This window comes from Streptomyces sp. NPDC054834 (genome assembly GCF_053611185.1).
This window is the reverse complement of the sequence record NZ_JBSGZV010000017.1, coordinates 127231-150374: the sequence shown is the minus strand read 5'-3', so window position 1 is coordinate 150374 and position 23144 is coordinate 127231. Positions and strand designations below refer to the sequence as shown.

Below are 23144 nucleotides of genomic sequence, written 5' to 3'. Positions count from 1 at the left end.
TCTTATCCGGCCGCGGCGACGCCGTCGCGCCACGTCGGGAGGAGCTCGTCGAGGAGCGCCTCGGTGCGCGGCGGCAGCCCGCGGGCCCCGCTGCGGCCGAGGAGGTCGGCGGCGAGGGAGCTCAGTCGGGCCGGGTCGCCGGTGGCGTGGGTGGCACGCAGGAGCTCGTTCCACAGGCGCTCGTCGTCCGGGGCGGTCTTGAGCGCCGCGTTCAGGGCCTCGATGGCCTTCTCCGCGCGGTCCTTCTCCAGATGGAAGGCGGACAGCGCGAGGCCGATGTCGGCGACCAGCAGCGGGAGCCGGGCGTCGATGATCTCGTGGGTGAGCCAGCGGTAGCGGCCCTCGGGCCGGTCGGCGAGCAGCGGTCCGCGGACCAGCACCAGCGCGTCGGTGAGCAGCCGTCCCCGTACCGCCCGGCTGTCGACGCCCTTGCCCTGCGTGGCCTCGTGGTAGAGGGAACGCAGTACGTCCAGGTCGGAGACGACCGACTTGGCGAGCGTGAGCCGCCCGGTCTCGTCGGCGCGGAGCCGGGGGCTGCCGTCCGGTTCGGTGCCGAGCCAGGCCCGCAGCCGCTCCATGAGCGCGTCCCGCACATCGTCCGTGACGCCGCGCGGCCACAACGCGGAGGCCAGCACGCGCGGGTGGACGCCCTCGCGGTGCAGGAGCAGCAGGGCGAGCGCCTCGTGCAGCAGGGCGCTGCGGTCGCCGTCCGGGGTGTCGAGGCCGATGATCTCGTACGACCCGACCAGACGCGCGTACACCGCCGGCCGCCCCTGTTCGCTGATGTCGACGAGGAACGGCGGGGTGGTGGTCGGCCCGTCCGGGTCGCGCTCGGGGTCGGCCTCGACGAACAGCTCGACGACCGCGCTCCGCTGGGCGGCGGGCAGCAGCTGGGCGTCGAGTTCGAGGCCGAGCAGCGGGGCGAGCAGCTTGCCCTGGGCCGTGATCTCCATCTCCCAGGCGGCGCCGGGCAGGTCGCCGGTCTCGGTGCCGACCAGGTAGCCGATGCCGAGACGGCTGGCGTCGGCGGCGAGTTCGGCGAGTCTGACGGCGTCCTCGGCGGCGGGCTGGGCGGCGAGCAGCACGAGGTGCGGGGCCCAACGGGTGTGCTGGGCGGGCCCTGTGCGGCCGGTGAGCACGGAGTCGTGCCCGGCGGCGCCCAGGGCGCCCCGGCGCTGGCGCGTCTCGGCCTCCATGGTCTCGATCAGCGCCTCGATGCCGTCGAGGTGGCGCAGCCGGTTGGGGGCGAGCGCGGTGAGGTCCTCACCGAAGCCGACGAGTGTGATGGTCATACGGTCCGACCAGCCGTTGGTGGCGAGTTCGGCGGCGACGGAGGCGAACAGGGCGGCCCGGTCGGCCTCGCGCCCGCTCAACGAGACGATGCCGGGCACCGCCTCCAGGTTGAGCAGCAGCCGCGAGTCGTCCATGGTGCCGAGGCTGACGAGGCCCGGGTAGGGCGCGGCGGTGTCGACGTCCTCGTACCGCTCGGCGTCGGTGCGGGCCAGCATCCAGAACGTCTGGTCCTGCCCGAGCCGCCACGGCGCCGGCGGCTTGTCGGCCGGCTGGGCGAGCTGGAGGTGCAGGTCGCCGTTGCTGAGCCAGGCGGCGTAGACGACGGGCAGCGCGCGCGACTCGGCGGCGAGGGAGGCGGCGAGGCCACGCAGCGAGCGGTCCAGCAGCCGTACGCCGTCGGGGTCGGCGCCGACCAGCAGCGCGTCCTGGACGTCCTGGGCGTCCCCGGTCGGCGTCGGCGGCTCCATACCGCGCCGCCCGCCGACGGCCCCGAGCGCCGACTGCCACAGCGCCTGCCGGCGCCGGCGGCCGAGGGCACCGAGGAGACCGGCGGCGAGGAGGGGGGCGCCGAGGAGGGCCTCGGGCAGGCCGAAGCCGTTGTCCTGGGAGGTGCTGTGGGCGCCGGTCGCGGGGGTGGGCTGCTCATACCGGTCCCCGGCGGCGTCCGGGGCGGGCCGCTGCTGCGGCACGGAGACCTGCGAGGAGCCTTGCTCCTGCCCCTTCCCCTGCTCTTGGGCGTGATCCCCGGACTTGGCGTAGTCGTGGATCTGTTCCTTGACGTCCGGGGAGACGTGCGCGTCGGGCATCTCTACGAGCTCGCCGCCGTGTGCGTCGGCCGGCATCTCCATGATCCAGCCGGGCCGGATGAGGCTGGCCTCGGACAGCTTCGAACCGTCGGGCTGGATACGGTCCTTGTTGAGCTCGTAGATCTCCTTGTACCGGCGCCCGTCGCCGAGGTGCCGCTGGGCTATCTCCCAGAGGGAGTCGTGGTGACGCCCCTCGGGCGGCTGGATCCGGTAGTACTTGGTCCCCCCGGCCTTGGCGGCACTGTTGCCGGCATCCGCCTGGGCGGCGACGTGCGAGGCCTGCTCGGCAACGGCGGCCGCGGCGCTCGCCGCCTGCTCCTGCGGCTGCGTGAACAGGCTGCCCGGCGTCTGCTGGGCCGCGGCGACCGTCCCCTTCTGGTTGCCCTCCAGGCTGTGCCCGAGCTGCGACAGCCCCGGCGTGAGGCTGGCGGCCGTGGCGCCGACGAGCAGCAGCGCGGCGACGAGCTGACGGGCGAGCAGCTGACTGGGCCCGGCACCGGGCACGCGGCCGGGCAGGCCGACACCGGAGAACGCGGCCTTGACCTCGACGAGCACACAGGCGGTGAACTGCGCCCAGGCCAGCCACACGATGACCGTGAGCACATGGAGGAACGTCGTGACCGTGATCTCCTGCTGGAGCCAGTCGAGCGACGGCGCCTCGTGCGGCAGCGGCCAGCCCACGGTGACGGCCAGCGCCCCGGGCACACCGACGACCAGCGCGAGCAGCGCGACGAACGCCAGGAACGCCTTGACGAAGTCCCCGAACGTACGCTGCCGCACACGCACCGGCTGCGGTGTCCGGTTCCGCGGACTCGCCGGGCCTCCGCTGGGGCTTCCCGTCGAGCTTGATGTGCTGCGTCGCGCCATGGCGGGTGTCCTGGGTGGTGTGTGGAGGGAGTCGGTCTGGGGGGTGGGCTGAGCCTACCGAGATCCTATTGACTCGGACTGACACGGCGAACCCCGGAGGGCAAACGTGGACACCCGGCCACCGCCCCCACACAATCCCCCGCAACCGCTCAAGTGACTGTCATACGCCCCTGATAGCTTCGTTCCAGCTGCATACGCCGAACTCGGGGGAGACTCAACCGTGGCCCGCCGCACCCTGACCCTGACCACCTTGACGACGACCGCGGCCCTGCTGCTGGCCGCCTGCGGCGGAAGCGGCGGCGGCAAGACGGACGACATCAAGGGCGCGGACACGGGGTCCAAGAGCCCCGCGGCCTCCGCGTCGGCGTCGACGCCGTCCGGCGTCAAGCGTCCGGTGATCACACTGCCGAGCAATTTCCAGCTCACGTTCGCGAACTGGACGAGCAGCGATCCTGTGAAGCAGGCGGTGCTCGACGACGCGAAGGAAGAACTCCGGGCGGGGTACGCGGCGATCATCGCGAACAACCCCGACAGCAAGGCCCTCGCCTTCTACGACACCGAAGCGGTCATCGGGCAGACCAAGTCGTGGATCAAGTCCTACACGGACAAGAACGTCACCGTCATCGGCAAACTGCCCGCCTTCGACCCCAAGGTCAGCCTGGCCAAGACCGGGACAGGCGCGTCCCTCAGCTACTGCACGGACGAGAGCAAGGCGTACACGAAAAACCGTAGGACCAGCAAGGTCCAGGGGAATCCGGCGGGCACGAACCCCAACGTCCTCTACGTGGTCTCGCTGGCGAAGAACCCGCAGGGCGTGTGGCAGAACGCGGGCGTGCACTCGAAGCGGGGCGGGTGCTCCCAGTGAGGGCGCGGTACCGGGTAATACCCATGATCGCCACGTCACTTGTCGTGGCTCTGCTGAGCTCCGCGCCCGCCGACGCGTTCGGAGGCTCCGACACGCGGGGCGAGTCCAAGGGCAACGAACTGTCCGCCTCCGCCGGCCGATCCCGCATCAAGGTCACCCAAGTCAGCGGCCCCACCGGCGGCAAGCAGGGCACCGTCTCCGCGACGGACGTGAACTGGAAGCCGCCGCCGTGCTGGTACGAGCCGGTCTTCTCCCCCGCGCAGCTGAAGGACTTCGCGGAGAACAACGGCGACGGCGACGCCGGCCTGCGTGACGGGTGGTACGGATCGAAGCTCTGGACCGACCACTTCAAGGACGGCAAGGACGCGAGCAGCATCTTCACCACCCCGTCCACGGTGAAGGGGTACAAGAACTACAACCTCGGCAAGGACGGCTACTTCTGGCGCGGAGTCGCTCCGGACCTCTACAACCTCGACGACACGTCGCTGTGCACTCGGCTCATGTTCTGGGTCGACGCCGGCAAGATCCCCGACGTACCGAACGCGCCCACGCCCAAGACCCTCGCCGAGTACGCCTACAACAAGATCAAGGTCCCCAGCACCTCGATCGAGCTGAAGCCGACGACCAAGTCCACCGTCAACCTCCCCACCTGGGTCTGGCTCGACAAGGGCACCTTCAAGGAGGTCAAGGTCCGCGCGGAGCTCCCCGACACCGGCCTCTGGGCAGAGACGACCGCCAAGCCGGTCGCCCTCCACCTCGACCCGGGCACGTCGGACGCCGACACCTTCCCTTCCTCCGGCGACTGCACGATCAACGACGACGGTTCGATCGGCACGCCGTACGAGAAGGGCGACGGCGACAAGACCCCACCCTGCGGCATCACCTACCTGCGCGCCTCCAACGGCACCCCGTACCAGCTGAAGGCCAGCATCACCTGGAAGATCTCCTGGAAGGGCTCCGACGGCTCGGGCGGCGACCTGCCGGACGGGGTCTTCGAGACCACGCAGGACATGAACGTCCAGGAGATCCAGTCGGTCAACCGCTGAAGCGCCGGACATCACGACGGACTCTCGTCAGCTTCACCAAGGCCTCGTCGGGAGTGGGGGCCAGGAGACTGACGTTGTCCATGCCGACGTAGACCGCGCCGTCGTCCGCCATGGCCAGGTACTGGTTCCGGCGGTCGACCATGCCGATGGGGTAGAGACCGACCCCTGCCTGCTCACCGAGGTCGTCGATGATCTCGGCGTCCCACATCGCCAGGAGCGGGTCCAGCCGGAACTCCATCCACGGCATCGCGCCGTGGGGCGCGGGGTAGGGAACTCCGACGCCGCCGAACTCCGCGAGGAAGCGGCGCGCGGCGTCGTGGATCTCGTACTCGTCTGTCTCCGAAAGGATGCCCTCCCAGGTCGTCGTGGGGACCGACCGTCCCGGAAACCAGCCACCGGCCCGCAGCACACGATCCGTTTCCGCGGGCCGGCGCCGGCCGGCCGCGTCGGCGGCATCCACGGTTCTGAACCGCCGCCAGAACGCGTGCAATCCAGGAGGCGCGTCGGGTGTCCAGGGGGTGGCCTGAGGACCCTGTCCCGACACCAGTCGATCCAGCGCCTGGTCAATGCTGTCGCCCAGCGGTTCCACGCTGCCTCTGGCCATGTAGAGCACGCCGTCCTCGGCGATGCCCAGGTGACTGGCGCCCTCGTCCGCCCTCCCCACGGGATACAGCGGCGTGCCGACCTGCCGGCCCATGCGCGCGAAGATCTCGTCCTCCCACTCGGCCAGAAGCGGGTCGAACCGGATGGCCGACCGGGTGACAACCGGGTGGGCGGGCCAGCCGTACGTCACCAATCCACCGAACTCGGAAAGGAACTGCCGTGCGGCCGAGTGCGCCACGAAAGCCCCGCGCTCATGCAGCACGTACTCCCAGGTCTCCGTCGGCACCGAACGGCCCGGCCGCCAGCCCGCACGGCGTAGCACGCCGTCGGTCTCCGAGGACCAGTACCGGGTCTGCTCATGGCTCATTCACAACACCGCCCTGGGGGTCACGGCTGAGGCACTGGGCTTCGGCAAAGACTCTCCTCCACGAACCGTCGCAGGTCGTCGAGGCCCGTGCCACGGGCCGCGCGGCAGAGGCGGGTCAGTCGGTCTCCAGTAGCCCCTCCAGTGCTCGGTCGTACGCCCGGAAACCGGCTTTTCCGGCCTCTGGCGCATCCGACCCGGGGCGGAGGATGCCCGGGAGGTGCGCGACTCTCCACAACCTGTGGACCAGCGTGGGTGCGCTCCTGCCGGTGGGGTCTGCCAGGTCCGTGGCAATGCCGAGGACATCTGCGATCTGGGGAGCACCCGCTCGGGCCGCTGTGCCGGCTGCGACGGCCGCGTTGACCAACGCCTGGAGCAGGTTGACAAGTTGAAGGTCCGCAGCCATGCGGCACATGCGTCGCACCGTTGACGGCTCCTCCAGCCTCTCGAACGGCTGCGGAGCGCCTGTGACGCCCGCGGACCACAGAAGAAGCGCCGCGGCGGACACCTCGTGGTCGCGGAAATACCCCAGCTCGTCTCCGATTGCCATGGCCTCGTCACCGAAGTGACAGACCGAACGGACGCCTGCGAGCAGGCGCTCCACGTCCTCCTGCCTGCGGGCCAGGAAATCACCGACCGAAACATCCCCAAGATCCCATGTCCCCGTGGAGTTCACCGCGCCGATCTCCACCACACCGCCGAGTGGGCCGAAGACCGCACGAGCCAACACGCCGCCGGTCTCCGAGGACCAGTACTGGGTCTGCTCATGACTCATCTTTCGGCGTGCCATCCCTCCTCCTGACGCCTCGAACTCCGAGCCTCAGATGCCCCAGGGGTCCGGATGGGAGACAGCCGTCGGGTCCTCGGACCACAACAGACGCGCCTCGATCTGGTCGCCGGTGAGCTGAAGGAGCGGGCCCTGAAGGTGTGATGAGGGCAAGAAACTCTTGGCGCCTGCCACGCGCGCCGCGTCCGCCACCCACCGGGGTCAGCCCTTGGTGCCCTCCCGCACCACCGCCAGCGCGAGCGCCAGACGGCGGTCCAGCCAGCTCGCCCGGGGGTGGTACGTCCTGATGTCCGCGAAGTCCTCGAGGTACCGGCAGACCAGCACCTCGGGCTCGGCCTCGCCCTCCGCGCGCCAGGTGACCGGCCAGCCCTCGTTCGACGGCCCGCCCCGGGCGTCGCCCTCCACGCCGAGGCTGAGGACGGAGTCGACGACGCCGCCGACCACCGCGCCCGCGCCGCGCACCACCTTTTCCTTGCCGCGTGCCGCGATGTCCTTGGCGCTGCCCCGCGCCCAGTTGTAGCGGGCCACGATGTCCGGTCGGCCGGGCTGTTGGAGCCACCAGCCGTGCTGGATGGCCCGTTTTGCGGGCGGGGTGCGGTGCAGGAGGCCCAGTTCGGTGCCGCCGGAGTCCGACACGCGGTAGCGGGCGCCCGACTTCTCGGGCGTCAGGGAGCACAGGAGCGATTCCGGCCGCGTGGCGGCGTACAGCTCGTACGCGGGCTGCTCGGCCCCGTCGGCCACCAGCAGCACGGCCGGGGCGAAGTACCGTACGCCCTCGTGCGTCGTGGCCGCGCGCACCGCGCGCTCGCCCTTCACCGGCTTGCGGGTGAGCGTGCCCGGGCGCAGCACGTCGGTCACGGTGAACCAGGGCGTACCGTCCCAGGAGACCGGGGGAATCTCCGGTTCGGGCTTGTGGCGGGCGAACAGTGCCACTGGTCAGCCGACCTCGTTCTCGGCGGTCGCCTGGCCGTGCACCGCCACGTTCCCGCCGTAGAACATGCCGGTGAACACCGGCTCGTACGTCAACTGCACTTCGACCTCGACATGTTGGGCGTCGGCGGCCACGCAGTGGGTCGCGGCGATGTCCGCGCCGCTCATGTCCATCTCGCGGGCGAAGGTCTTCACCCGGGCGTCGCACTCGTCGAACTTGATCGGCGCGGCGCCGCCCGCGTCGTCGTAGAGGGCTTCCTTGTCGATGTCCTGGGCCGCGTAGCGGGCCGCCTGTTCGGCTATGTCGGCGGCACGTTCGCGTTTGGAGATGGACAGGCCGCCGTCGATCACGAACGCGGCGAGGGAGATGAAGACCAGGGCGAAGATGATCACCGCGCCGGCGCCCGAGCCGCGATCGTCCATGCGGGTCAGGCGCGAGCGCCACCAGGCCCGTACGACGGGCCTCACGTTCCTCACGCCGTCCTCCGGAACGGGTCCAGCGGGGAGCTGAAGCTCGCCGACAGCCGCGTCGGGACGTCCAGGCCCAGCATCGCCAGGCCTCGCACCTGGCAGCTGACCTCGACCGTGAAGATGGTGTCGGGTTCGAAGCCCTGGCTCGTCTGGACGACGGACACCGGGCCGGAGCACACGTCCGACAGGTCCGCCTCGGCCGCCTTGCGGGCCTCGGCCATCGCCGTCCCGTGGTCCTTCTGGATGGAGCCCGCGCGGGCCGCGTCACGCGCGGCGCCGTCCAACGCGCCGCGGCCGTCGACCAGTTGGCCGAAGGCGACCAGCACCAGGATGAACATGATCATCACCGGGGCGAGGATGACGACCTCGACGGTCGACAGGCCCCGGTCACTGTCCTCACCCGTGACGCGTTCGCGCACGGAGGTGAAGTCCATCTAGTTCTCCCCCTCCTTCACGAACCGCTCCACCGGCCCCGACGACTGCGCGTGCACCGTCAGATCCAGCCCGGGGAACACCGTCGGCACCCGGGCCGTGATCTCCACGCCGACCGTGTGCTGCTCCGGCTGGAGCATCGTCACGTCCGGGGAGAGCACGAGCTGCGGGCCCAGTTGGCGGATGTAGGAGTCGACCACGTCCCGCGCCTCACCGCGCCACCCGCCGGGCTGTTCGTCGGCCGTGGCGCGGGCCTTGCGGGCGCCGGCCTGGGCGGCCGCCTGGGCCACGTGGTCGGCGAAGAAGTACAGCGCGAACTGCACCGTCGCGAAGATCATGAAGAAGAGGACGGGGGTGAGCAGTACGAACTCGATCGCGGTCATGCCGGAATCACCGGCCCGCCCGCGCGCGGCCTCCGTCCGGCGGCGCGCCCATCTGCCCACGCCCATGAACAACCCCGTCATCCCCGTCTTGTCGTACCCGTGATCAGCGGATCGCGGATCAGCAGGTCTTGCTCGCGCTCGCGCCCTTGATGCAGTCGCCGACCTTGTTGGCGCCGTCGCTCAGCGCGGTGTTGATGATCGCGGCGACCACGCCGACGATCGCGACGACGACCGCGGAGATGATGACCCACTCCACCGCGGAGGCACCGCGGTCGAGTTCGCCGGAGCGGGCGCGCTCGACACGGGCCCGCAGGAAGGTGACCAGGAAGTCCACCGCCGGGACCCCGGTGCTGAAGTTCCGTCCGTTCATGAGACCGTTCACGCGTTCTTTCATGATGAGTTGTCCTCTCGAGACAGCAGTTGGCAGAAGTTCGGGAATCGACTCATACCTGGAACACCCGCATCGCCGCCGGGAAGATCAGGAACACCAGAAAACCGGCGCACAGCAGCAGCTGGGCGACGAGCATCGACTGTGACTTCTCGCCCGCGCTGCCCTCGATCTCGGCGAGTTCGCGGTGGCGCATCGTCTCGGCACGGGAGGCGAGGGACTCACGGACCTTGGCGCCGTCGTCGGCGACCAGGGCCAGCGACGCGGAGAGGTCCTTCAGCTCCTCCACGCCCAGTTCCTCGCCGAGCGCGCCCAGCGCCTGCCACTGGCTGACACCGGTGATACGGGCGTCGGCGAGGGCGTTGCGGATACGCTGGTTGGCCCAGCCGTCGGAGACCTCGGCGGCAGCCATCAGTGCCTCGGGCAGGCCCCGGCCGCCGGCCAGGCTCATCGAGACCAGGTCCAGGTAGGCGCCGATGACCCGGCGCAGGTCCCGCCGCTTGTCGGCCGCGTCCCGCCGTACCTCGAGGTCGGGCAGGAAGAAGAACAGGGCCGCGCAGAGCAGGGCCAGCCAGACCGGGATGACCGGGCTGCGACTGAAGCCGAGCGTCCAGACCACCGCGAACAGGAACGGGCCGAAGAACAGCCCGGCCGTGGCCAGCAGCACCTTCGTCGCCAGGAAGTTCTCCCAGCTGCGGTCCAGGACCGCGAGGTCGGCGCGCAGCGAGCGCTGCTCCCAGCCCTGCTGAAGATAGAACTCGCCGACGCGCGCGCCGACTTCGGCTCGCAGCGAGCCGATGCGGCCGGTGTCCTTGGCCTGGCGGGCGGATTCGTACGCCGCTCCGCGCGCCCGCATCGCGTCGATCCGCGCGACCTGTGCGACCGCACTGCGCTTGGTCGGCATCAGGGCGCGGACGAGGGCGTAGACGCCCAGTCCGAAGACCACGCCGACGAGAATCGGCATCGTCAGGTTCACCGGCGTACCCCTTCCTCCGGCTGGGACGGTTGCGGCGGCTGCTGGGCGGACGTCCGGGGCCGTACGAACTGCACCCCGGACTGGTCGCGCACCAGGAAGCGCTCCGGCGTCTCGATCGTGGAGAGCTTGCGCAGCCACCAGAAGCCGAGTGCGAACAGGCCGCAGACGACGGCGAGGACGAGCTGGCCGACCGGGCTGCTGTACGGGGCCACGAAGTCGCGGTTGAAGACCGCGAGGCCGAGGACGAACGCGATGGAGACCGCGACGACGATCTGCACCGAGCGCCGGGTCGAGGCCCGCTGGGCCATCACGCGCTGGCGCATGTCGACCTCCTCACGCGCCGACTTGGCCAGGGCGCCGAGTACTTGGCGCAGACCGGGGCCGCGCAGCCGGGCGTTGAGGATGAGGGCGGCCACGATGATGTCCGCCGAGGCGTCGTCGATCTCGTCGGCGAGGTGCTGGAGCGCGTCGGGCAGGGGCGTACGGGCGCGCAACCGGTCGACGAGCGAGTCGAGATGGGGCCGCAGTACGGGGGCCGCGGCCCGCGCGGAGGCCGGGATGGCCTGCTCCAGGCCGACCGCGCCCGCGATGGTGTCGCGCAGGGACTCGGTCCAGGAGGCGAGGGCCTCGACGCGGCGCATGGCCGCCCGTTCCTCCGCCGCGCCGCCGAAGAGGCGGTCCCAGAAGAAGACGAGGACGCCCGCCGCGATACCGGCCACCGCCCAGCGGGTCAGCAGCAGCACGGCGAGCCCGACGATGGCGGCGAGCGATCCGCGCTGCCCGGCGAACCGGATCAGTTCCGCCGCCCGCTCGTTGGCCTTGGCCTTCTCGTGCTCGGGCTTGGCGGGCAGGCCGCGTACGGCGATCAGGAGCAGCGCGAGGCCGCCGCCGACGGCGACGCCCGCGCCGATCGAGTACAGGACGGTGGTGGAGAACAGCCCGCCGAGGGAGCCGAGCGAGCCGAGGGCCAGGTCGGTCGTGGCGAGGTCCGGGTGGGTCATGCCGCTCACCCCCAGCTTCCGTGGGGCCGGTAGCCGTAGGCCATCAGGTCCTCCAGGCAGGCTATGGGCGCGTGCGGGACGATGCGTCCGTCGGGGGCCTCGGCGAACACCTCGCTGGACAGCACCCGGCCGTCGACGCCGTTGACCTCGCGGACGGAGGTGACCATGCGCTGGAGGCGGCCGCCCGTCTGGTAGTTGTTGCGCCGCTGGATGAAGACGACGAAGTTCACCGCGCCCGCGATCAGCATCTGGCTGGCCTCGATGGGCAGCCGCTCGGAGGCCTGCAACGCGTACGTGGAGATACGGTTGAACACCTCGCTGGAGCTGTTCGCGTGGATCGTCGACAGGGACCCGTCGTTACCCTGCGACATCGCGTTCAGCATGGTCACGATCTCGTCGCCGAGGACCTCACCGACGATGACCCGGGAGGGGTTCATACGCAGGCTGCGTCGGACGAGCTCCGCCATGCTGATGGTGCCCTGCCCCTCGGAGTTGGGCAGCCGCTCCTCGAACGCGACGACGTTGGGGTGCAGATCGGGAAAGGTGTCGAGGCCGAGCTCCAGCGCCCGCTCGACGGTGATGAGCCGCTCGTGCGGCGGGATCTCGTTGGCAAGGGCGCGCAGCAAAGTCGTCTTACCGGCGTTCGTCGCCCCGGCGATCATGATGTTCTTTCGGGCGCGCACCGCGCAGGCCATGAAGTGCGCGACCTCGGGCGACAGGGTGCCGTTGCCGACCAGGTCGGAGATGAACACCTTGCCCATGCGCGCACGGCGGATGGACAGGGCGGGCCGCCGGGTGACGTCCATCACGGCCGACAGACGCGAGCCGTCGGGAAGCCGCAGGTCGAGCTGCGGGTTCGCGGAGTCGAACGGACGGGACGACAGACCGGAGTACGCGCCGAGCACCTGGATCAGCTCGATCAGCTCCTCGTCGGTCTCGGCGACCGCCTCGCCCTTCACCTCCCGCCCATCCGAATAGCCGACGAAGACCTGGTCGCACCCGTTGATGTCGATGTTCTCGACCTCGGGATCGTCCAGCAGTGGCTGGAGGCGCCCGACCCCGAACAGCGCGGCGTGCACGGCGGCCGCGTACTGCTCCTCGGTCTCCGCGTCCAGCGGCGTACGGCCCGCGTTGATCTCGGCGCGGGCGTACTCCTCAAGGATCTGGGCGATGACCGCGCGGGCGTACTGCCGCTCGTCCTCCGTGGACATCGGCGTGACGCCGGCCGCCTGGTCCTGGCGGCGCTGCTCGGCGATGCGGTCACCGGCGTCCTGCCGGAACCGCTTGACCAACTGGTGGTCGACAGCGGTCATCGCCCGGCTCCGGCGTGGGGCTCCTGCGTCGGTACGGTCCAGGCGGCGCCGTACTGCTGGTGGAGGTCCGCGGTGACCTTGCGGGCCGAGCGGATGAGCAGGGACTTGTCGAGGCGCCCGCGCTTGCGGCCGGCCAACTGGTCGGCGCCGGCCGGGTCCTCCGCGATCGTGCCGACGACACGGGCGCCGGTCTGGGCGTGCACCAGCATGTCGTTGACCTGGTTGACCAGCTTGCCGGAGCTGCTCGGGTCGGCGATCAGGAGGACGCCGATCAGCGGGGTGGCGAGGGTGGCGGCGCCGCGCGGGCCGCCGTGCAGCTTGGTGGAGAGGGCGGCGGCGCGGTCCCGGACGCGGGCCAGGGCCTCGGGCTCGGTGCGCGAGACGAGCAGCACCAGGGCCGCGTGCGGGAACAGCTCCACGGCCGGGGTGTCCCCGCTGACGCGTCCGCAGTCGGCGATGACGTCGGCGGGTGCGTTCGGGGAGTCGGCGAGGGAGGCGAAGGCGCGGCCGAGGGTCGGCCACAGGCCCGCCAGACCGGCGGCCTGCTCGGCGACGCCGAGCCCGACGAGCACTTCGAGTCCGCCGCTCAACGGCTGTACGTGATCCCAGAGTTGGTCGGGAACGAGCCCGCGCCGCGCGGTCGCGGCTATGGACAGCATGCCGGTGTTCGGGTTCAGCGGCCCGCCGTGCGCGGCGGCACTGCGGTACACCAGGTCACCGCCCGCCGGGTCGGCCTCGGCGAGCAGCACGCGCCGCGGCCAGACCGCCGCGAGGGCGACGGCCGCGGTGGTGACGCCGGGGGAACCCTTGTCGGCGGCGATAGCGATGAGCGCCATGGGTACGGGTGCCGCCTTCTAGTTGCCGCTACTGGTGCCGGTGCCGTTGCCGGGGACGTGCACGATGGCCACCGCCCCGGCGGACGCGGCACGCGCCACGGCGGCGGCGTCGGACTGGTCGACGAGGAGGGTGAGGGAGAGGTTGCCGGTGCTGATGGTGGCATCACTCTTGTCGGACTTGTTGTTGACCCGGGCGTTGTCGACGATGAGTCCGCCGGAGGAGGTGGACGTGGAGCCACCGGTCTTGTCCGAACTCGAGCTGCTGGTGTCCACGTTGTAGACGGCGACGGTGTCACCGGCCTTGATGTCCGCCGGGTACTGCCCCTCCTTGAGGGAGACACCGACGGAGGCCTTACCGGCGGGCAGGTCGCTGCCCTCCGCGAACATCTGCCCCATGACGACCGAGTCCTTGTAGATGGTCGTACGGGCCTTGAGCTTGCTGAGCGCGGACAGCTGGTCCCACTTGACGTAGTTGATGCTGTCGTCTGAGGCGACCAAGACGGACGTCGTGTTGGTCTTGCCGACGGACTCGCCGGGCTGGATGTCCTTGGTCACCTTGATGACCTCGATCCGGTCGCCGGCCCGCAGCACGAGCGTCGTGGCCCCGAGCGCACCGAGCAGAATCAGCAGCACCGCGAGCGCGGCCAGCGCGGGCTTGCGTTCACGTGGAGGTGTGGGAAGCCGGTCCCCGACCGACGGCTGAGCCGGAGCGACGGAACGACCGGCGCCCGCCCCCGTACGCTCTTGGATCTTCACGCAACCGCTCCCCGTACATCCAAGAAAATGTCTGCCAATTGCCTTGCAAAAGCGGACACTTCACCCCCGAACGTCCGTGCGGGACGTGCTGGACGTACCGCCCGACCTGGCCGAATACCGATGGCCGGGGTGAGTGTCAAGCGATCGCACCGTATCAGTCACACATACGCCCCTCAAGGCGCCTTGACACCCCCCTGCCCTACCCGAGTCACCGTTACGCTCTGCAACCCAGCGTGAGCGCACCTCAGTTGACCGCAGGCGCCTGACCGGCGACACCCTGTGCGCCCGCTAATCCCCGACCACCTCACCGTCCCGGCTCCGCGGGCGACTTCCTCACGGATCGCCCATAATGCCCGCACGATTCACCCACACAGACTTGAACCGTGCATTGCACAGGGGAGGATGGCACCGGCATCGGCGCAGCGACCTCAACACCGCTCCCGTGTCTACTCCTTCACCGACGGCCGCCACAAGCTGCGGCTGGTCGCCCAGTGGCTGCCGCGCAACGGGGACTACACAGGCCCCCTCCCGACCTGGGCTGCCGTGGCCCTGCTCGGGGCCGGCGGGGTGGTCGTCGTCTAGGCCGGCGTGGCGGCCGCACTCACGCGGCGGGAACGACGATGCCAGACGCCTGGCCAGCTGGCTGTTCGGGCTCGACCTGACCTTGTCACTGCTGGAAGTACCTCCGCTCCTCCGGCAACGGGAGCTACCCGCTGAAAGCCACCGTCACCTGGGCGATCACCTGGACGGGCAGCGGCGGAACAGGAGGCACGCTCCCCAACGGAACATTCGGCAACGAACAGGACGTCAAGGTCCAGGAAATCCAGTCCGTGAACCGCTGAACCGCACCGTCGCGGCAAGGACGTCCCGCGAGTCGCATGTCACCCGGCCCGCAAGTAGGCCATCGGCGGGTCGGGGTAGCCTGTGCGGGCCTATCAGCGTGGTATGACCACGGATTCCCAGGGAGGAACGCGGTCGATGCGGGTGTCCGTGACAGTGGTCCGGCAGGGCATGGATCCACAGGACGTCATTCTTGACTTCGGTGAGGACGCGAGAGTTGCCGAGGTGGCCAAGGCGTTGGCGCCGACGGCGGCTCCTGTCTCCGCCGTCGCTGCCGGGTTGGCGCGGATTTCGTACGACCCGCGGCTCGATGGCACGGTGGCGCCCACCACGCCCGGCCTGTGGGCCGACGGGCGGCACTGCGAATCCGACGCGCGCGCGAGCGACCTACTCCGCGACGGCATGCGGATATCCGTCGACGACAGCGTGGGTCCGTTCCTGCGGGCGGGCGAGCCGTCGGGACGCTACGAACTGCGCGTCACCGCAGGGCCCGGCGCCGGCCGGGTCGCCCGCCTGGCCGCGGGCGTGACGGTGATCGGTTCGGCGCAGACCTGCACCATCTCCATCGCCGATCCGCTTCTCCCCCATGAGGCGCTGCGAGTGAGCGTCGCCGTCGACGGCCGTGTCACCCTGACTCCGGGGCAGGCCGGCACGGAGCTACTCCTCGACGGCGAGCCCGTCACCGGTGAACGCGAGTGGCCGCTGGGCGCGCTCGTCCGCTGCGGCGGTTCCCTGCTGGTCCTCGACGACCTGGTGGAACCCGATGCGCACCTGGCCCCGATGGGAGAGGGCGGGCTCGCCTACAACCGTCCGCCCCGGCTGACCTCGTTGCCACCGCGGGCGCGGCTGGTGGTTCCCGATCCGCCCCGCAAGGCCGAGCGACACCGCTTCCAACTGATCGCCTCCGTCACACCGTTGATCTTCGGCGTGGTCATGTACCTCATGACCAAGCAGGTGTACACGCTGCTGTTCTGCCTGATGAGTCCGGTGATGATGGCGGGCGAATGGCTCAGTCAGAACCGTGAGGGCAAGAAGAAGAACCGCACATCGGTGAAGGAGTATAAGGCGCAAAAAGCCAAGTACGACGAGGAGTTGGCGAGCCTCACCGCCGCCGACCAGCGGGCGCGGCGCGGCGCCTACCCGGACGCCGCCTCCCTCCTGCTGTTCGCGACGGGACCGCGGCGCCGCCTGTGGGAGCGCCGGCTCACCGACCCGGACGCCCTCGTCCTGCGCGTCGGCGTGACGGATCTCCCGGCCAACATCGAACTCGTCGCCGGCCCCGGACGGGGAACGGACGACGGCCCCCCCCAGCCACCGCTCGTCCAGGATGTCCCGGTACCGCTGCCGTTCACGGAACTGGGTGTGGTCGGCCTGGCCGGTGCCCGCCCCCAGGCCCTTGCGTGCGCCCGCTGGTTCGCCGCCCAGGCCGCCGTCCTGCACAGTCCACGCGATCTGTCCCTGGTCGTGCTCTCCTCGGCCCCGGACGCCGACGCCGCGTGGGGCTGGGTGCACTGGCTGCCGCACGCCGCCCCGCAGATCGGCCAGGACTGCGTCGCCCTCGTCGGCTCGGACGCCGAGACCGTCGGCAAGCGCGTCACCGAGCTGCTCAACGAGCTGAACCGGCGCAAGGAGGACGCCTCGGCGGGCGCGACGGGCCGGCTGCGGCCCGACCCCTACGTACTGATCGTCCTGGACGGTGCGCGGCTCCTTCGCCGCGTCCCCGGCGTCCCGCGGCTCCTCCAGGAGGGCCCGCTGTACGGGATGTTCGCGCTGTGCGTCGACGAGGACGAGCGGCTGCTGCCCGAGGAGTGCCGGGCGGCGATCTGCTGGCCGATGGGCTCGGTGGACAACGTGGTGCTGCGTGGCGCGGGACTGGACGCCCTGGGCGAGGTGCTGGCCGACCAGGTGCCCCACGACTGGTGCGAGTTGCTGGCGCGGTCGCTGGCGCCGGTTCGCGACGTCAGCCGCGACGACGCGGACAGCGCGCTGCCGTCGACGGCCCGCCTGCTGAGTCTGCTGCAGATGCCCGATCCGACGGGCATCGACATCGAGCGGATCTGGCGGTCCGGGGGGGCCACGACCCGCTTCCCGGTCGGCGTCGGCGCCGAGGGAACCTTCTTCCTCGACCTCCGGCTGGACGGACCGCACGGGCTCGTCGCCGGCACCACCGGCGCCGGCAAGTCCGAGCTGCTGCAGACACTCATCACCTCGCTGGCCATCCACAACCGGCCCGACGCCCTGAACTTCGTCCTGATCGACTACAAGGGCGGCGCCGCGTTCCAGGACTGCTCCCGGCTGCCGCACACCGTCGGCATGGTCAGCGACCTCGACGCGCATCTGACGGAGCGCGCCCTGGCCTCGCTCGCCGCCGAACTGCGGCGGCGCGAGGAGATCCTCCTGGACGCGGGCGCGAAGGACATCGAGGACTACGCCGACACCCGGCGGCTGCGGCCGGAGCTGGAGCCGATGCCGCGCCTGGTCATCATCATCGACGAGTTCGCCTCGCTGGTGGCCGAACTGCCGGACTTCGTCGCTGGCCTCGTCGACATCGCCCGCCGTGGCCGCTCCCTGGGCGTCCACCTCATCCTCGCCACGCAGCGTCCCGCGGGCGTCGTCAGCCAGGACATCCGCGCCAACACCAACCTGCGCATCGCGCTGCGCGTGACGAACCGGGACGAATCCGCGGACGTCATCGACGCCCCGGACGCCGGAAGCATCTCGAAGTCCACTCCGGGCCGGATGTACGTACGGTCCGGTGCGAGCGCGCTGGTGGCCGTCCAGTCGGCGCGCATCGGTGGCCGACGCCCCGGTGCGTCGTCGGCGCCGAGCGTCGGTCTCCTCCCGCTGCCCTGGGGCTCCATCGGCCGTCCGCTGCCCCGGCGGGCCGACGACGGGGACGACGGCACCATGGTCACGGACCTCGCGGTGCTGGTCGACGCCATCGCCGAGGGATCGCAGCGCATGGGCTTCGGCGCGCCGCACAGCCCGTGGCTGCCCCCGCTGCCCGAACACGTCACGATCGCCGACCTGCACCAGGAGACCCGCCCCGCACACGGCGACGTGGCCCCGGCGGTCTTCGGCATCATCGACGTCCCGGCCCGGCAGGCGCGCTCTCCGCTCAACCTGGACCTGGTGGACGGCGAGCACCTGCTGATCATCGGCGGCCCCCGCTCCGGCCGCTCCACCGCGCTGCGCACCATCGCGGCCTCCCTGGCCACGACCACGAGCCCCGCCGACGTCCACCTCTACGGCATCGACTGCGGCGCCAACATCCTCCTGCCGTTGACCCGGCTGCCGCACTGCGGCGCCATCATCACCCGCGACGAGACCGAGCGCCTCGTCCGTCTGCTGGGCCGCCTCCAGGCCGAGATCACCCGGCGCCAGCAGCTCCTGGCCCATCTCGGTGTCTCCAGCGTGGCGGAGCAGCGGGCATCGGCCCAGGGCGAGGACCGGCTGCCGTACATGGTGCTGCTCCTCGACGGCTGGGAGAGCTACGTCTCCACCTTCGAGGGCTACGACTACGGCAAGCTGATCGAGGCCATCACCCGGCTGTTCCGCGAGGGCCCGGCGGTCGGCCTGCGCGTGGTGATGACCACGGACCGCACCGGCATGTCCGGCGCCATGACCACCTCTTTCGGCGAACGGCTGATCCTGCGGCTCACCGACCCCAACGACTACGGCATGGTCGGCATCAACCCGCGTTCCGTGCCCAAGGACATGCCGCCCGGGCGCGCCCTGCGCCTGACCGACGACGGCGTGCAGGAGTGCCAGCTCGCCCTGCTCGCCGCCGACCCCGCGGGCAAGGCCCAGGTGGAGGCGCTGCAGCGGATCGCGACGGAGGCCACTCGGATCCACCCCCGCCCCCCACGCCCGCTCCGCCCGATGCGGGTGGACGCCCTGCCCGTACGCTGCACGGTCCGCGAAGCCCTGGCCCTGGACCCCGAGTTCGCGCCCGCGTCGGACCTGTGGGCCCTCGTCGGCGTCGGCGGCGACGAACTCGGCCCGCTCGGCGCCGACTTGTCCGAGTCCGGACCGGGCTTCGTCGTCGCGGGACCGCCGAAGTCGGGTCGGTCGAGCACCCTGATCGCGATGACACGCTCGATGACGCGGGCAGGCCTGCCCGTGGTGCTGATCACCCCGAAGCGCTCCCCTCTGAAGGAACTGGAAGGAGAACCCGGCGTCCTCGGCGTCCTCCCCGGCGACGCCTCCCAGCAGGACCTCACGGACCTCCTGGCCCAGACGCAGGGCGGCCGGTACGCGGTCCTCGCGGACGATGCGGAACTCCTCTACGACACCCCGCTGGACTCCGCGCTGGAAGAGGTCGTCCGCAGCGGACTCGACGGCGACCACGCCGTCATCGCGGCGGGTTCGGCCGAGTCGCTCGGCTCCCAGTACCGCGGCTTCGTCGTCGAGGCCCGCCGCAACCGCCACGGCCTGCTCCTGGCGCCCACCGCGGACGCCGGCGAGCAGCTCTTCGGCGTCCGCCTGCCCCGCACGTCCTCGGCCGGCCCTGCAGGCCGAGGCGTGCTGATCCAAGGGGGCGCGGTCACGCAGGTCCAGGCCGTGATCGATGACTGAGAGCCGGGCGGAGGCAGAGGGCTGCATGGGGCCTTATCGGCTCAGCAGCCAACTCACGAGAGTGACGAACTACCAATCGAACGGGGGCGGTGCGCATGCTGATCGCTCAGCCGTTGCCACCCAACGTGCACACGGGACCCATCTCAACCGGGCCGGCCTGGGCCCTGCTCGGGGCCGGCGCGGTCGTCATCCTCACGGCCGGCGTGGCGGCCGCGGTGACGCGGCGGGACCCCAATGCCAAACGCCTGATCAACTGGCTGTTTGGGCTCGGCATGACCATGTGCGCCGTGGGCGGACTCGTGCTGCTGGGCGAAGCGTTCGAGGACCAGAAGGCGAGCGACGGACTCCACGCGGCCGGTCGCCAGATCGTCGACGAGGCACTGGACTCGGCCCGCAGCTGCGACCCCGCCTCCCCGCAACCGACCTTCGTCTATCCGAGCGAACCGGGGTCCGACGGCGCGGCCACGTACGTTCCGTCACCGTGCAGCACCTCACCGCGCGACATCACGCTGGACTCGTCGGTGACGACCTCCGACGGCGTGTACCAGACGAAGGAGGCGAACTCCTTCGACACGAACGGGCACGTGACCGTCACCGACTCGGGCAGCGGCAAGCAGGTCTGCGCCACCATCCCGGACACGGCGGACGGCACCGGCTCTGTCACCGACGGCCCGTGCCGGGACTAGGCGACCCTGGTCGCACGCGGGGAAAGCGCCCTCCGAAGGGGGCGCGTACGTCTACGCGCCCCCGCCCGTCCGCTTGCGGTCCATGGCCGCCTGGTCTTCTGGGCCTTGGTGACCAGACGGTTCTCCTCCGGGTTGGCCCTCGAAGAAACGGAACCAGCCCGGGGTGTGCCGTCCGACAGTCGGACGGGACACCCCGGGCCTGGGCAAGAAGCTCCGTGGGGCGTGATCGGCTCAGTGGCCGGAGGTGGCCCTGCGGATGTTGTCGTGGTGGGTCTGCGAGGCCTGGTGGGCCTCGTGCAGCAGGTCCACGATCTTCTGGAGGTGCGGCTTCATCGACGTCCACTCGTGGCGGAACTTGTCGGCCAGCGGACCCGTCCAGTAGCCGTGGCTCTCGTCAGCAGCCGAGTTCAGGCCGCTGAACACCGACTCCAGGTTGATCTTCTGGCTCTTGAAGTGATTGACCAACTTGTTCAGCGCGTCGAGATCGGCACCACTGATAGCCATGAGTCGCCGCTCCTCCCCGTATCAACGTCACGGACACCGCGTCCGCGATTGGCAATCGTAACTGTACGCCGCTCACGTACTGCCAGTGTCTTCAGACTCTCTCGGATTCTCCTGCAACAGACGTGGTCTGTGCGTGTGTTGGTTCCCACAAGGCATCGTGACACCTCGTTGCGCCCATCCGGGCATGCGCATGAGACATCCTGCAAAGCAGCCGAAGGTCGGCAATCCATGGTGAGTTGCTCTGGCGAAGCCGACGAGCAACCACCAGTTCCGACCGACTCGGTTACGGAATCACTACACAGCCTTGATGGTCGCTTGGCCTGTCCAGGACACCCCAGTGACAGCACGGGATAGCCTTGACCGAGTGTTGCTGTGAGCGACGAATGCCGGCACAGATGCTGCGGCACGGGGGAGAAGAACAGCATGTCTGAATTCGCCGGGGTCGACCCGCATCGGGTACGTCTGCTGGCCAACAAGCTCAAGGACCTGGCGGACACGCTGGCACGCGAGGCGCCGAACATCCGGAAGCTGTTCGACGAGTGGGGCGGGACGCTCAACCAGTCGTTGCTGTTGCGACAGGTGACGCAGGTCCAGGACGACGCGCGGGACATGGCCAAGCGTGCCGACGAGGCGCTGAACCTGCTGCACGGCCAGCGGTTCGTCGACCCGAACGACCCCCACAAGGACTTCATCAACATCCCCTGGGACGTCTCGAAGATCAACACCGCTTATGAGGCGCAGCAGGAGGCGGCGAACCTCAAGCATGCGCTGGACAACCCGAAGGATCCGTCGTCTCGGGAGACGATCGCCGAGATCGCCCAGTCGCTGGCCGATCACCAGGACGACCCGGCGTACCTCCAGGCGTTCATGGCGGGCGACGGCATGGGCCAGGCCGCCCGCGTCGCGCGCGTCCTGCACGGGCAGGACGGCACGCACGACGGCGTGGTGCTGTCGAAGGAGTCCGAGGCGATCGTCGCGCAGTTCAGCCAGGGCGTGCAGGCCGCGACCAGCCTCGCCAAAGATGGCAAGATCACTCTCCCGCCGAACTACCTGGACAAGCTGACCAAGCCGGACGGCGGCGACATGTGGTCCGTCGGCATGCTCTTCAAGTACGGCCCGGACGGGGACAAGTGGGACCCTCATGTCTTGTCCGCGGTCGGCGGCGCGATGCTCGACTGGCGCCAGAAGAACCCGATGCGTCCCGACTACGTCGCACCCGACCTGAGGTCGGGGGGCTATGGCGGATACGTCGAGGGCAAGGACGACTACTGGTACAAGTCCCTCGGTCTCAGTGTCGACTACCTCAAGGGCAACAAGGGCGTCGACGCGAAGATCGCCGCCATCGACGCCAACGACCCCTCGCTCGTCCTCATGCAGCGCCTCAGCCAGAACGCGGAAGCGTCGCGCCTGGTTCTCACCGGGAAGGACGGCGCGAACCACGCCGCCGCTCTCGTCAGCGACAAGTGGGCCACCCCCGGCCCGCACTCCTTCGACGACGCGAAGTTCCCGGCCGCCGTCATCCGCATGGCGACCCTGGACCGGCAGCACCACGCCAAGGAGTCGGCGGAGGCGGCCGCCAACCTGATCAACGCGGGAGCTGCCGAGTACGCCGAGGAAAAAAACAAGGGAGAATACGACAAGTCGCAGTATCCGGTCAACAAGGGCATCACGCAGGCCCTGTCGACGGTCTTCCAGGCATACGTGCCGGACTTCGCGAACTCGACAGGCCTCTCGAACCAGGCGGCCGACGCGAAGGACGGCCGGATCGTCATGGACCGCCAGCATGCCGAGGACTTCCTCAGCGAGATCATGCAGAACCACGACGAGGCCGGAAACGTCGTCCAGGCGATCAACGCCCAGATCAGCCTCACGTCGCAGCAGGGCCTGAACAACGCCGACGCCGACACGTACCTGAAGAACCTGGCCGAGTTGCGCGGCGAGGTGTCCGCCGCCGGCAAGCAGGTCAACCTGGACGCGGCCGCCCTGACGGATGCGGCGCACACCAAGGAACTGCTCTGGTTCAACATCATCGCCAGCGGCGCCGCCGCCGTCCCGAACCCGACTACGCAGCTCACCCAGAACTGGATCCAGGCGGCGATCTGGGCCGGTATCCCATACGCCGACAGCAAGTTCTCGACGAACAACGCCGCCAATGTCGAGGCCGGTTCCAAGAGCATCATGTTCAACGACGCCACCTCCATGCACATACCCCTGGTCCAGGGCCTGGTCCGCGCCGGCAAAATCCAGCCGCCGCCGGATCACCCGGAGTGGGCCGACGGCAACATCACGTTCCGTAACGACCGCGATCGCACCGACTTCAACCAGTGGTGGGTGGATATCAAGGAGCAGCAGGGCGGCCTGCTCGACAACTTCGACGACGACATGAGGGACGGCTTCAAGCGTGGCTCCGAATAAGGAC

Annotated in this window: 20 protein-coding genes and 1 pseudogene; 7 read left to right on the top strand and 14 right to left on the bottom strand. The window is 70.1% G+C overall.

The genetic code is table 11. The features are described 5' to 3' along the window. Positions 1–2: 2 nt before the first annotated feature. Complete coding sequence (locus ACWGJM_RS23640; protein WP_453413662.1) at positions 3–2966, bottom strand: BTAD domain-containing putative transcriptional regulator; 2964 nt, start codon at positions 2964–2966, stop codon at positions 3–5. Positions 2967–3186: 220 nt separating this feature from the next. Between ACWGJM_RS23640 and ACWGJM_RS23635 the strand changes: the two genes are divergently transcribed. Further along, positions 3187–3831, top strand: a complete 645-nt coding sequence (locus tag ACWGJM_RS23635; RefSeq protein WP_453413661.1) for a hypothetical protein — start codon at positions 3187–3189, stop codon at positions 3829–3831. A 23-nt stretch (positions 3832–3854) separates the two neighbouring features. Then, positions 3855–4877: a hypothetical protein gene (locus tag ACWGJM_RS23630; RefSeq protein ID WP_453413660.1), complete on the top strand. Its 1023-nt coding sequence runs from the start codon at positions 3855–3857 to the stop codon at positions 4875–4877. On the opposite strand, the gene ACWGJM_RS23625 is transcribed toward ACWGJM_RS23630, so the two are convergent. The 12 genes from ACWGJM_RS23625 to ACWGJM_RS23570 all read right to left on the bottom strand — a co-directional run bounded on the left by ACWGJM_RS23625 (position 4867) and on the right by ACWGJM_RS23570 (position 14117). Further along, entirely contained in the window at positions 4867–5847 is a 981-nt protein-coding gene (locus ACWGJM_RS23625) for an SUKH-3 domain-containing protein (protein WP_453413659.1), read from the bottom strand. The two genes, ACWGJM_RS23630 and ACWGJM_RS23625, sit on opposite strands and share 11 nt — an antisense overlap. A 115-nt stretch (positions 5848–5962) precedes the next feature. Continuing rightward, on the bottom strand, positions 5963–6634 hold the full coding sequence (locus ACWGJM_RS23620) for a hypothetical protein (RefSeq protein ID WP_453413658.1): 672 nt from the start codon (positions 6632–6634) through the stop codon (positions 5963–5965). A gap of 198 nt (positions 6635–6832) precedes the next feature. Continuing rightward, positions 6833–7564: a hypothetical protein gene (locus ACWGJM_RS23615; RefSeq protein ID WP_453413657.1), complete on the bottom strand. Its 732-nt coding sequence runs from the start codon at positions 7562–7564 to the stop codon at positions 6833–6835. Positions 7565–7567: 3 nt separating this feature from the next. Then, positions 7568–7984, bottom strand: a complete 417-nt coding sequence (locus tag ACWGJM_RS23610; RefSeq protein WP_453413714.1) for a TadE/TadG family type IV pilus assembly protein — start codon at positions 7982–7984, stop codon at positions 7568–7570. Between the two features lie 50 nt (positions 7985–8034). Further along, positions 8035–8466: a TadE/TadG family type IV pilus assembly protein gene (locus tag ACWGJM_RS23605; protein ID WP_453413656.1), complete on the bottom strand. Its 432-nt coding sequence runs from the start codon at positions 8464–8466 to the stop codon at positions 8035–8037. After that, positions 8467–8928 carry a TadE/TadG family type IV pilus assembly protein gene (locus ACWGJM_RS23600; protein ID WP_390740423.1) on the bottom strand — a complete coding sequence of 154 codons (462 nt, stop codon included), beginning with the start codon at positions 8926–8928 and terminating at the stop codon, positions 8467–8469. It abuts the gene before it with no gap. Positions 8929–8965: 37 nt separating this feature from the next. Beyond that, positions 8966–9217, bottom strand: coding sequence for a hypothetical protein (locus ACWGJM_RS23595; protein ID WP_453413713.1), 252 nt, complete (start codon positions 9215–9217; stop codon positions 8966–8968). Positions 9218–9290: 73 nt separating this feature from the next. After that, the gene (locus ACWGJM_RS23590; protein ID WP_453413655.1) at positions 9291–10211 is read right to left on the bottom strand and encodes a type II secretion system F family protein; all 921 of its coding nucleotides are present in this window, start codon (positions 10209–10211) and stop codon (positions 9291–9293) included. Beyond that, positions 10208–11212, bottom strand: coding sequence for a type II secretion system F family protein (locus ACWGJM_RS23585; protein WP_453413654.1), 1005 nt, complete (start codon positions 11210–11212; stop codon positions 10208–10210). Before ACWGJM_RS23585 ends, ACWGJM_RS23590 begins: the two co-directional genes overlap by 4 nt. A 5-nt stretch (positions 11213–11217) precedes the next feature. Further along, positions 11218–12525: a CpaF family protein gene (locus ACWGJM_RS23580; protein WP_453413653.1), complete on the bottom strand. Its 1308-nt coding sequence runs from the start codon at positions 12523–12525 to the stop codon at positions 11218–11220. Beyond that, positions 12522–13361 (bottom strand): hypothetical protein, encoded by an 840-nt coding sequence (locus ACWGJM_RS23575; RefSeq protein ID WP_453413652.1) that lies wholly within the window; start codon positions 13359–13361, stop codon positions 12522–12524. The genes ACWGJM_RS23580 and ACWGJM_RS23575 overlap by 4 nt, the downstream gene beginning before the upstream one ends. An 18-nt stretch (positions 13362–13379) precedes the next feature. Continuing rightward, entirely contained in the window at positions 13380–14117 is a 738-nt protein-coding gene (locus ACWGJM_RS23570) for a hypothetical protein (protein ID WP_453413651.1), read from the bottom strand. Between the two features lie 402 nt (positions 14118–14519). On the opposite strand from ACWGJM_RS23570, the gene ACWGJM_RS23565 reads away from it, so the two are divergent. From ACWGJM_RS23565 to ACWGJM_RS23550, 4 genes and pseudogenes are all read left to right on the top strand, one after another. Continuing rightward, on the top strand, positions 14520–14699 hold the full coding sequence (locus tag ACWGJM_RS23565; RefSeq protein WP_453413650.1) for a hypothetical protein: 180 nt from the start codon (positions 14520–14522) through the stop codon (positions 14697–14699). Between the two features lie 80 nt (positions 14700–14779). After that, positions 14780–14959: pseudogene (locus ACWGJM_RS23560) on the top strand (hypothetical protein); the annotation flags it as partial. Positions 14960–15095: 136 nt separating this feature from the next. Next, positions 15096–19535 carry an FtsK/SpoIIIE domain-containing protein gene (locus tag ACWGJM_RS23555; protein WP_453413649.1) on the top strand — a complete coding sequence of 1480 codons (4440 nt, stop codon included), beginning with the start codon at positions 15096–15098 and terminating at the stop codon, positions 19533–19535. Positions 19536–19630: 95 nt separating this feature from the next. After that, positions 19631–20221: a hypothetical protein gene (locus ACWGJM_RS23550; RefSeq protein WP_453413648.1), complete on the top strand. Its 591-nt coding sequence runs from the start codon at positions 19631–19633 to the stop codon at positions 20219–20221. A gap of 231 nt (positions 20222–20452) precedes the next feature. On the opposite strand, the gene ACWGJM_RS23545 is transcribed toward ACWGJM_RS23550, so the two are convergent. Then, entirely contained in the window at positions 20453–20725 is a 273-nt protein-coding gene (locus tag ACWGJM_RS23545; RefSeq protein ID WP_453413647.1) for a WXG100 family type VII secretion target, read from the bottom strand. Positions 20726–21148: 423 nt separating this feature from the next. Between ACWGJM_RS23545 and ACWGJM_RS23540 the strand changes: the two genes are divergently transcribed. Continuing rightward, a complete protein-coding gene (locus ACWGJM_RS23540; RefSeq protein ID WP_453413646.1) occupies positions 21149–23140 on the top strand; it encodes a hypothetical protein in 1992 nt (663 codons plus the stop codon). The last annotated feature ends 4 nt before the right edge of the window (positions 23141–23144 follow it).

Bases quoted from the DNA above. Each gene is read 5' to 3' on its own strand.
- ACWGJM_RS23640 (WP_453413662.1), bottom strand. From the start codon at position 2,966: ATGGCGCGACGCAGCACATCAAGCTCGACGGGAAGCCCCAGCGGAGGC.
- ACWGJM_RS23630 (WP_453413660.1), top strand. From the start codon at position 3,855: ATGATCGCCACGTCACTTGTCGTGGCTCTGCTGAGCTCCGCGCCCGCC.
- ACWGJM_RS23625 (WP_453413659.1), bottom strand. From the start codon at position 5,847: ATGAGCCATGAGCAGACCCGGTACTGGTCCTCGGAGACCGACGGCGTG.
- ACWGJM_RS23620 (WP_453413658.1), bottom strand. From the start codon at position 6,634: ATGGCACGCCGAAAGATGAGTCATGAGCAGACCCAGTACTGGTCCTCG.
- ACWGJM_RS23610 (WP_453413714.1), bottom strand. From the start codon at position 7,984: ATGGACGATCGCGGCTCGGGCGCCGGCGCGGTGATCATCTTCGCCCTG.
- ACWGJM_RS23605 (WP_453413656.1), bottom strand. From the start codon at position 8,466: ATGGACTTCACCTCCGTGCGCGAACGCGTCACGGGTGAGGACAGTGAC.
- ACWGJM_RS23600 (WP_390740423.1), bottom strand. From the start codon at position 8,928: ATGACGGGGTTGTTCATGGGCGTGGGCAGATGGGCGCGCCGCCGGACG.
- ACWGJM_RS23595 (WP_453413713.1), bottom strand. From the start codon at position 9,217: ATGAACGGACGGAACTTCAGCACCGGGGTCCCGGCGGTGGACTTCCTG.
- ACWGJM_RS23585 (WP_453413654.1), bottom strand. From the start codon at position 11,212: ATGACCCACCCGGACCTCGCCACGACCGACCTGGCCCTCGGCTCGCTC.
- ACWGJM_RS23580 (WP_453413653.1), bottom strand. From the start codon at position 12,525: ATGACCGCTGTCGACCACCAGTTGGTCAAGCGGTTCCGGCAGGACGCC.
- ACWGJM_RS23575 (WP_453413652.1), bottom strand. From the start codon at position 13,361: ATGGCGCTCATCGCTATCGCCGCCGACAAGGGTTCCCCCGGCGTCACC.
- ACWGJM_RS23565 (WP_453413650.1), top strand. From the start codon at position 14,520: ATGGCACCGGCATCGGCGCAGCGACCTCAACACCGCTCCCGTGTCTAC.
- ACWGJM_RS23555 (WP_453413649.1), top strand. From the start codon at position 15,096: ATGCGGGTGTCCGTGACAGTGGTCCGGCAGGGCATGGATCCACAGGAC.
- ACWGJM_RS23550 (WP_453413648.1), top strand. From the start codon at position 19,631: ATGCTGATCGCTCAGCCGTTGCCACCCAACGTGCACACGGGACCCATC.
- ACWGJM_RS23545 (WP_453413647.1), bottom strand. From the start codon at position 20,725: ATGGCTATCAGTGGTGCCGATCTCGACGCGCTGAACAAGTTGGTCAAT.
- ACWGJM_RS23540 (WP_453413646.1), top strand. From the start codon at position 21,149: ATGTCTGAATTCGCCGGGGTCGACCCGCATCGGGTACGTCTGCTGGCC.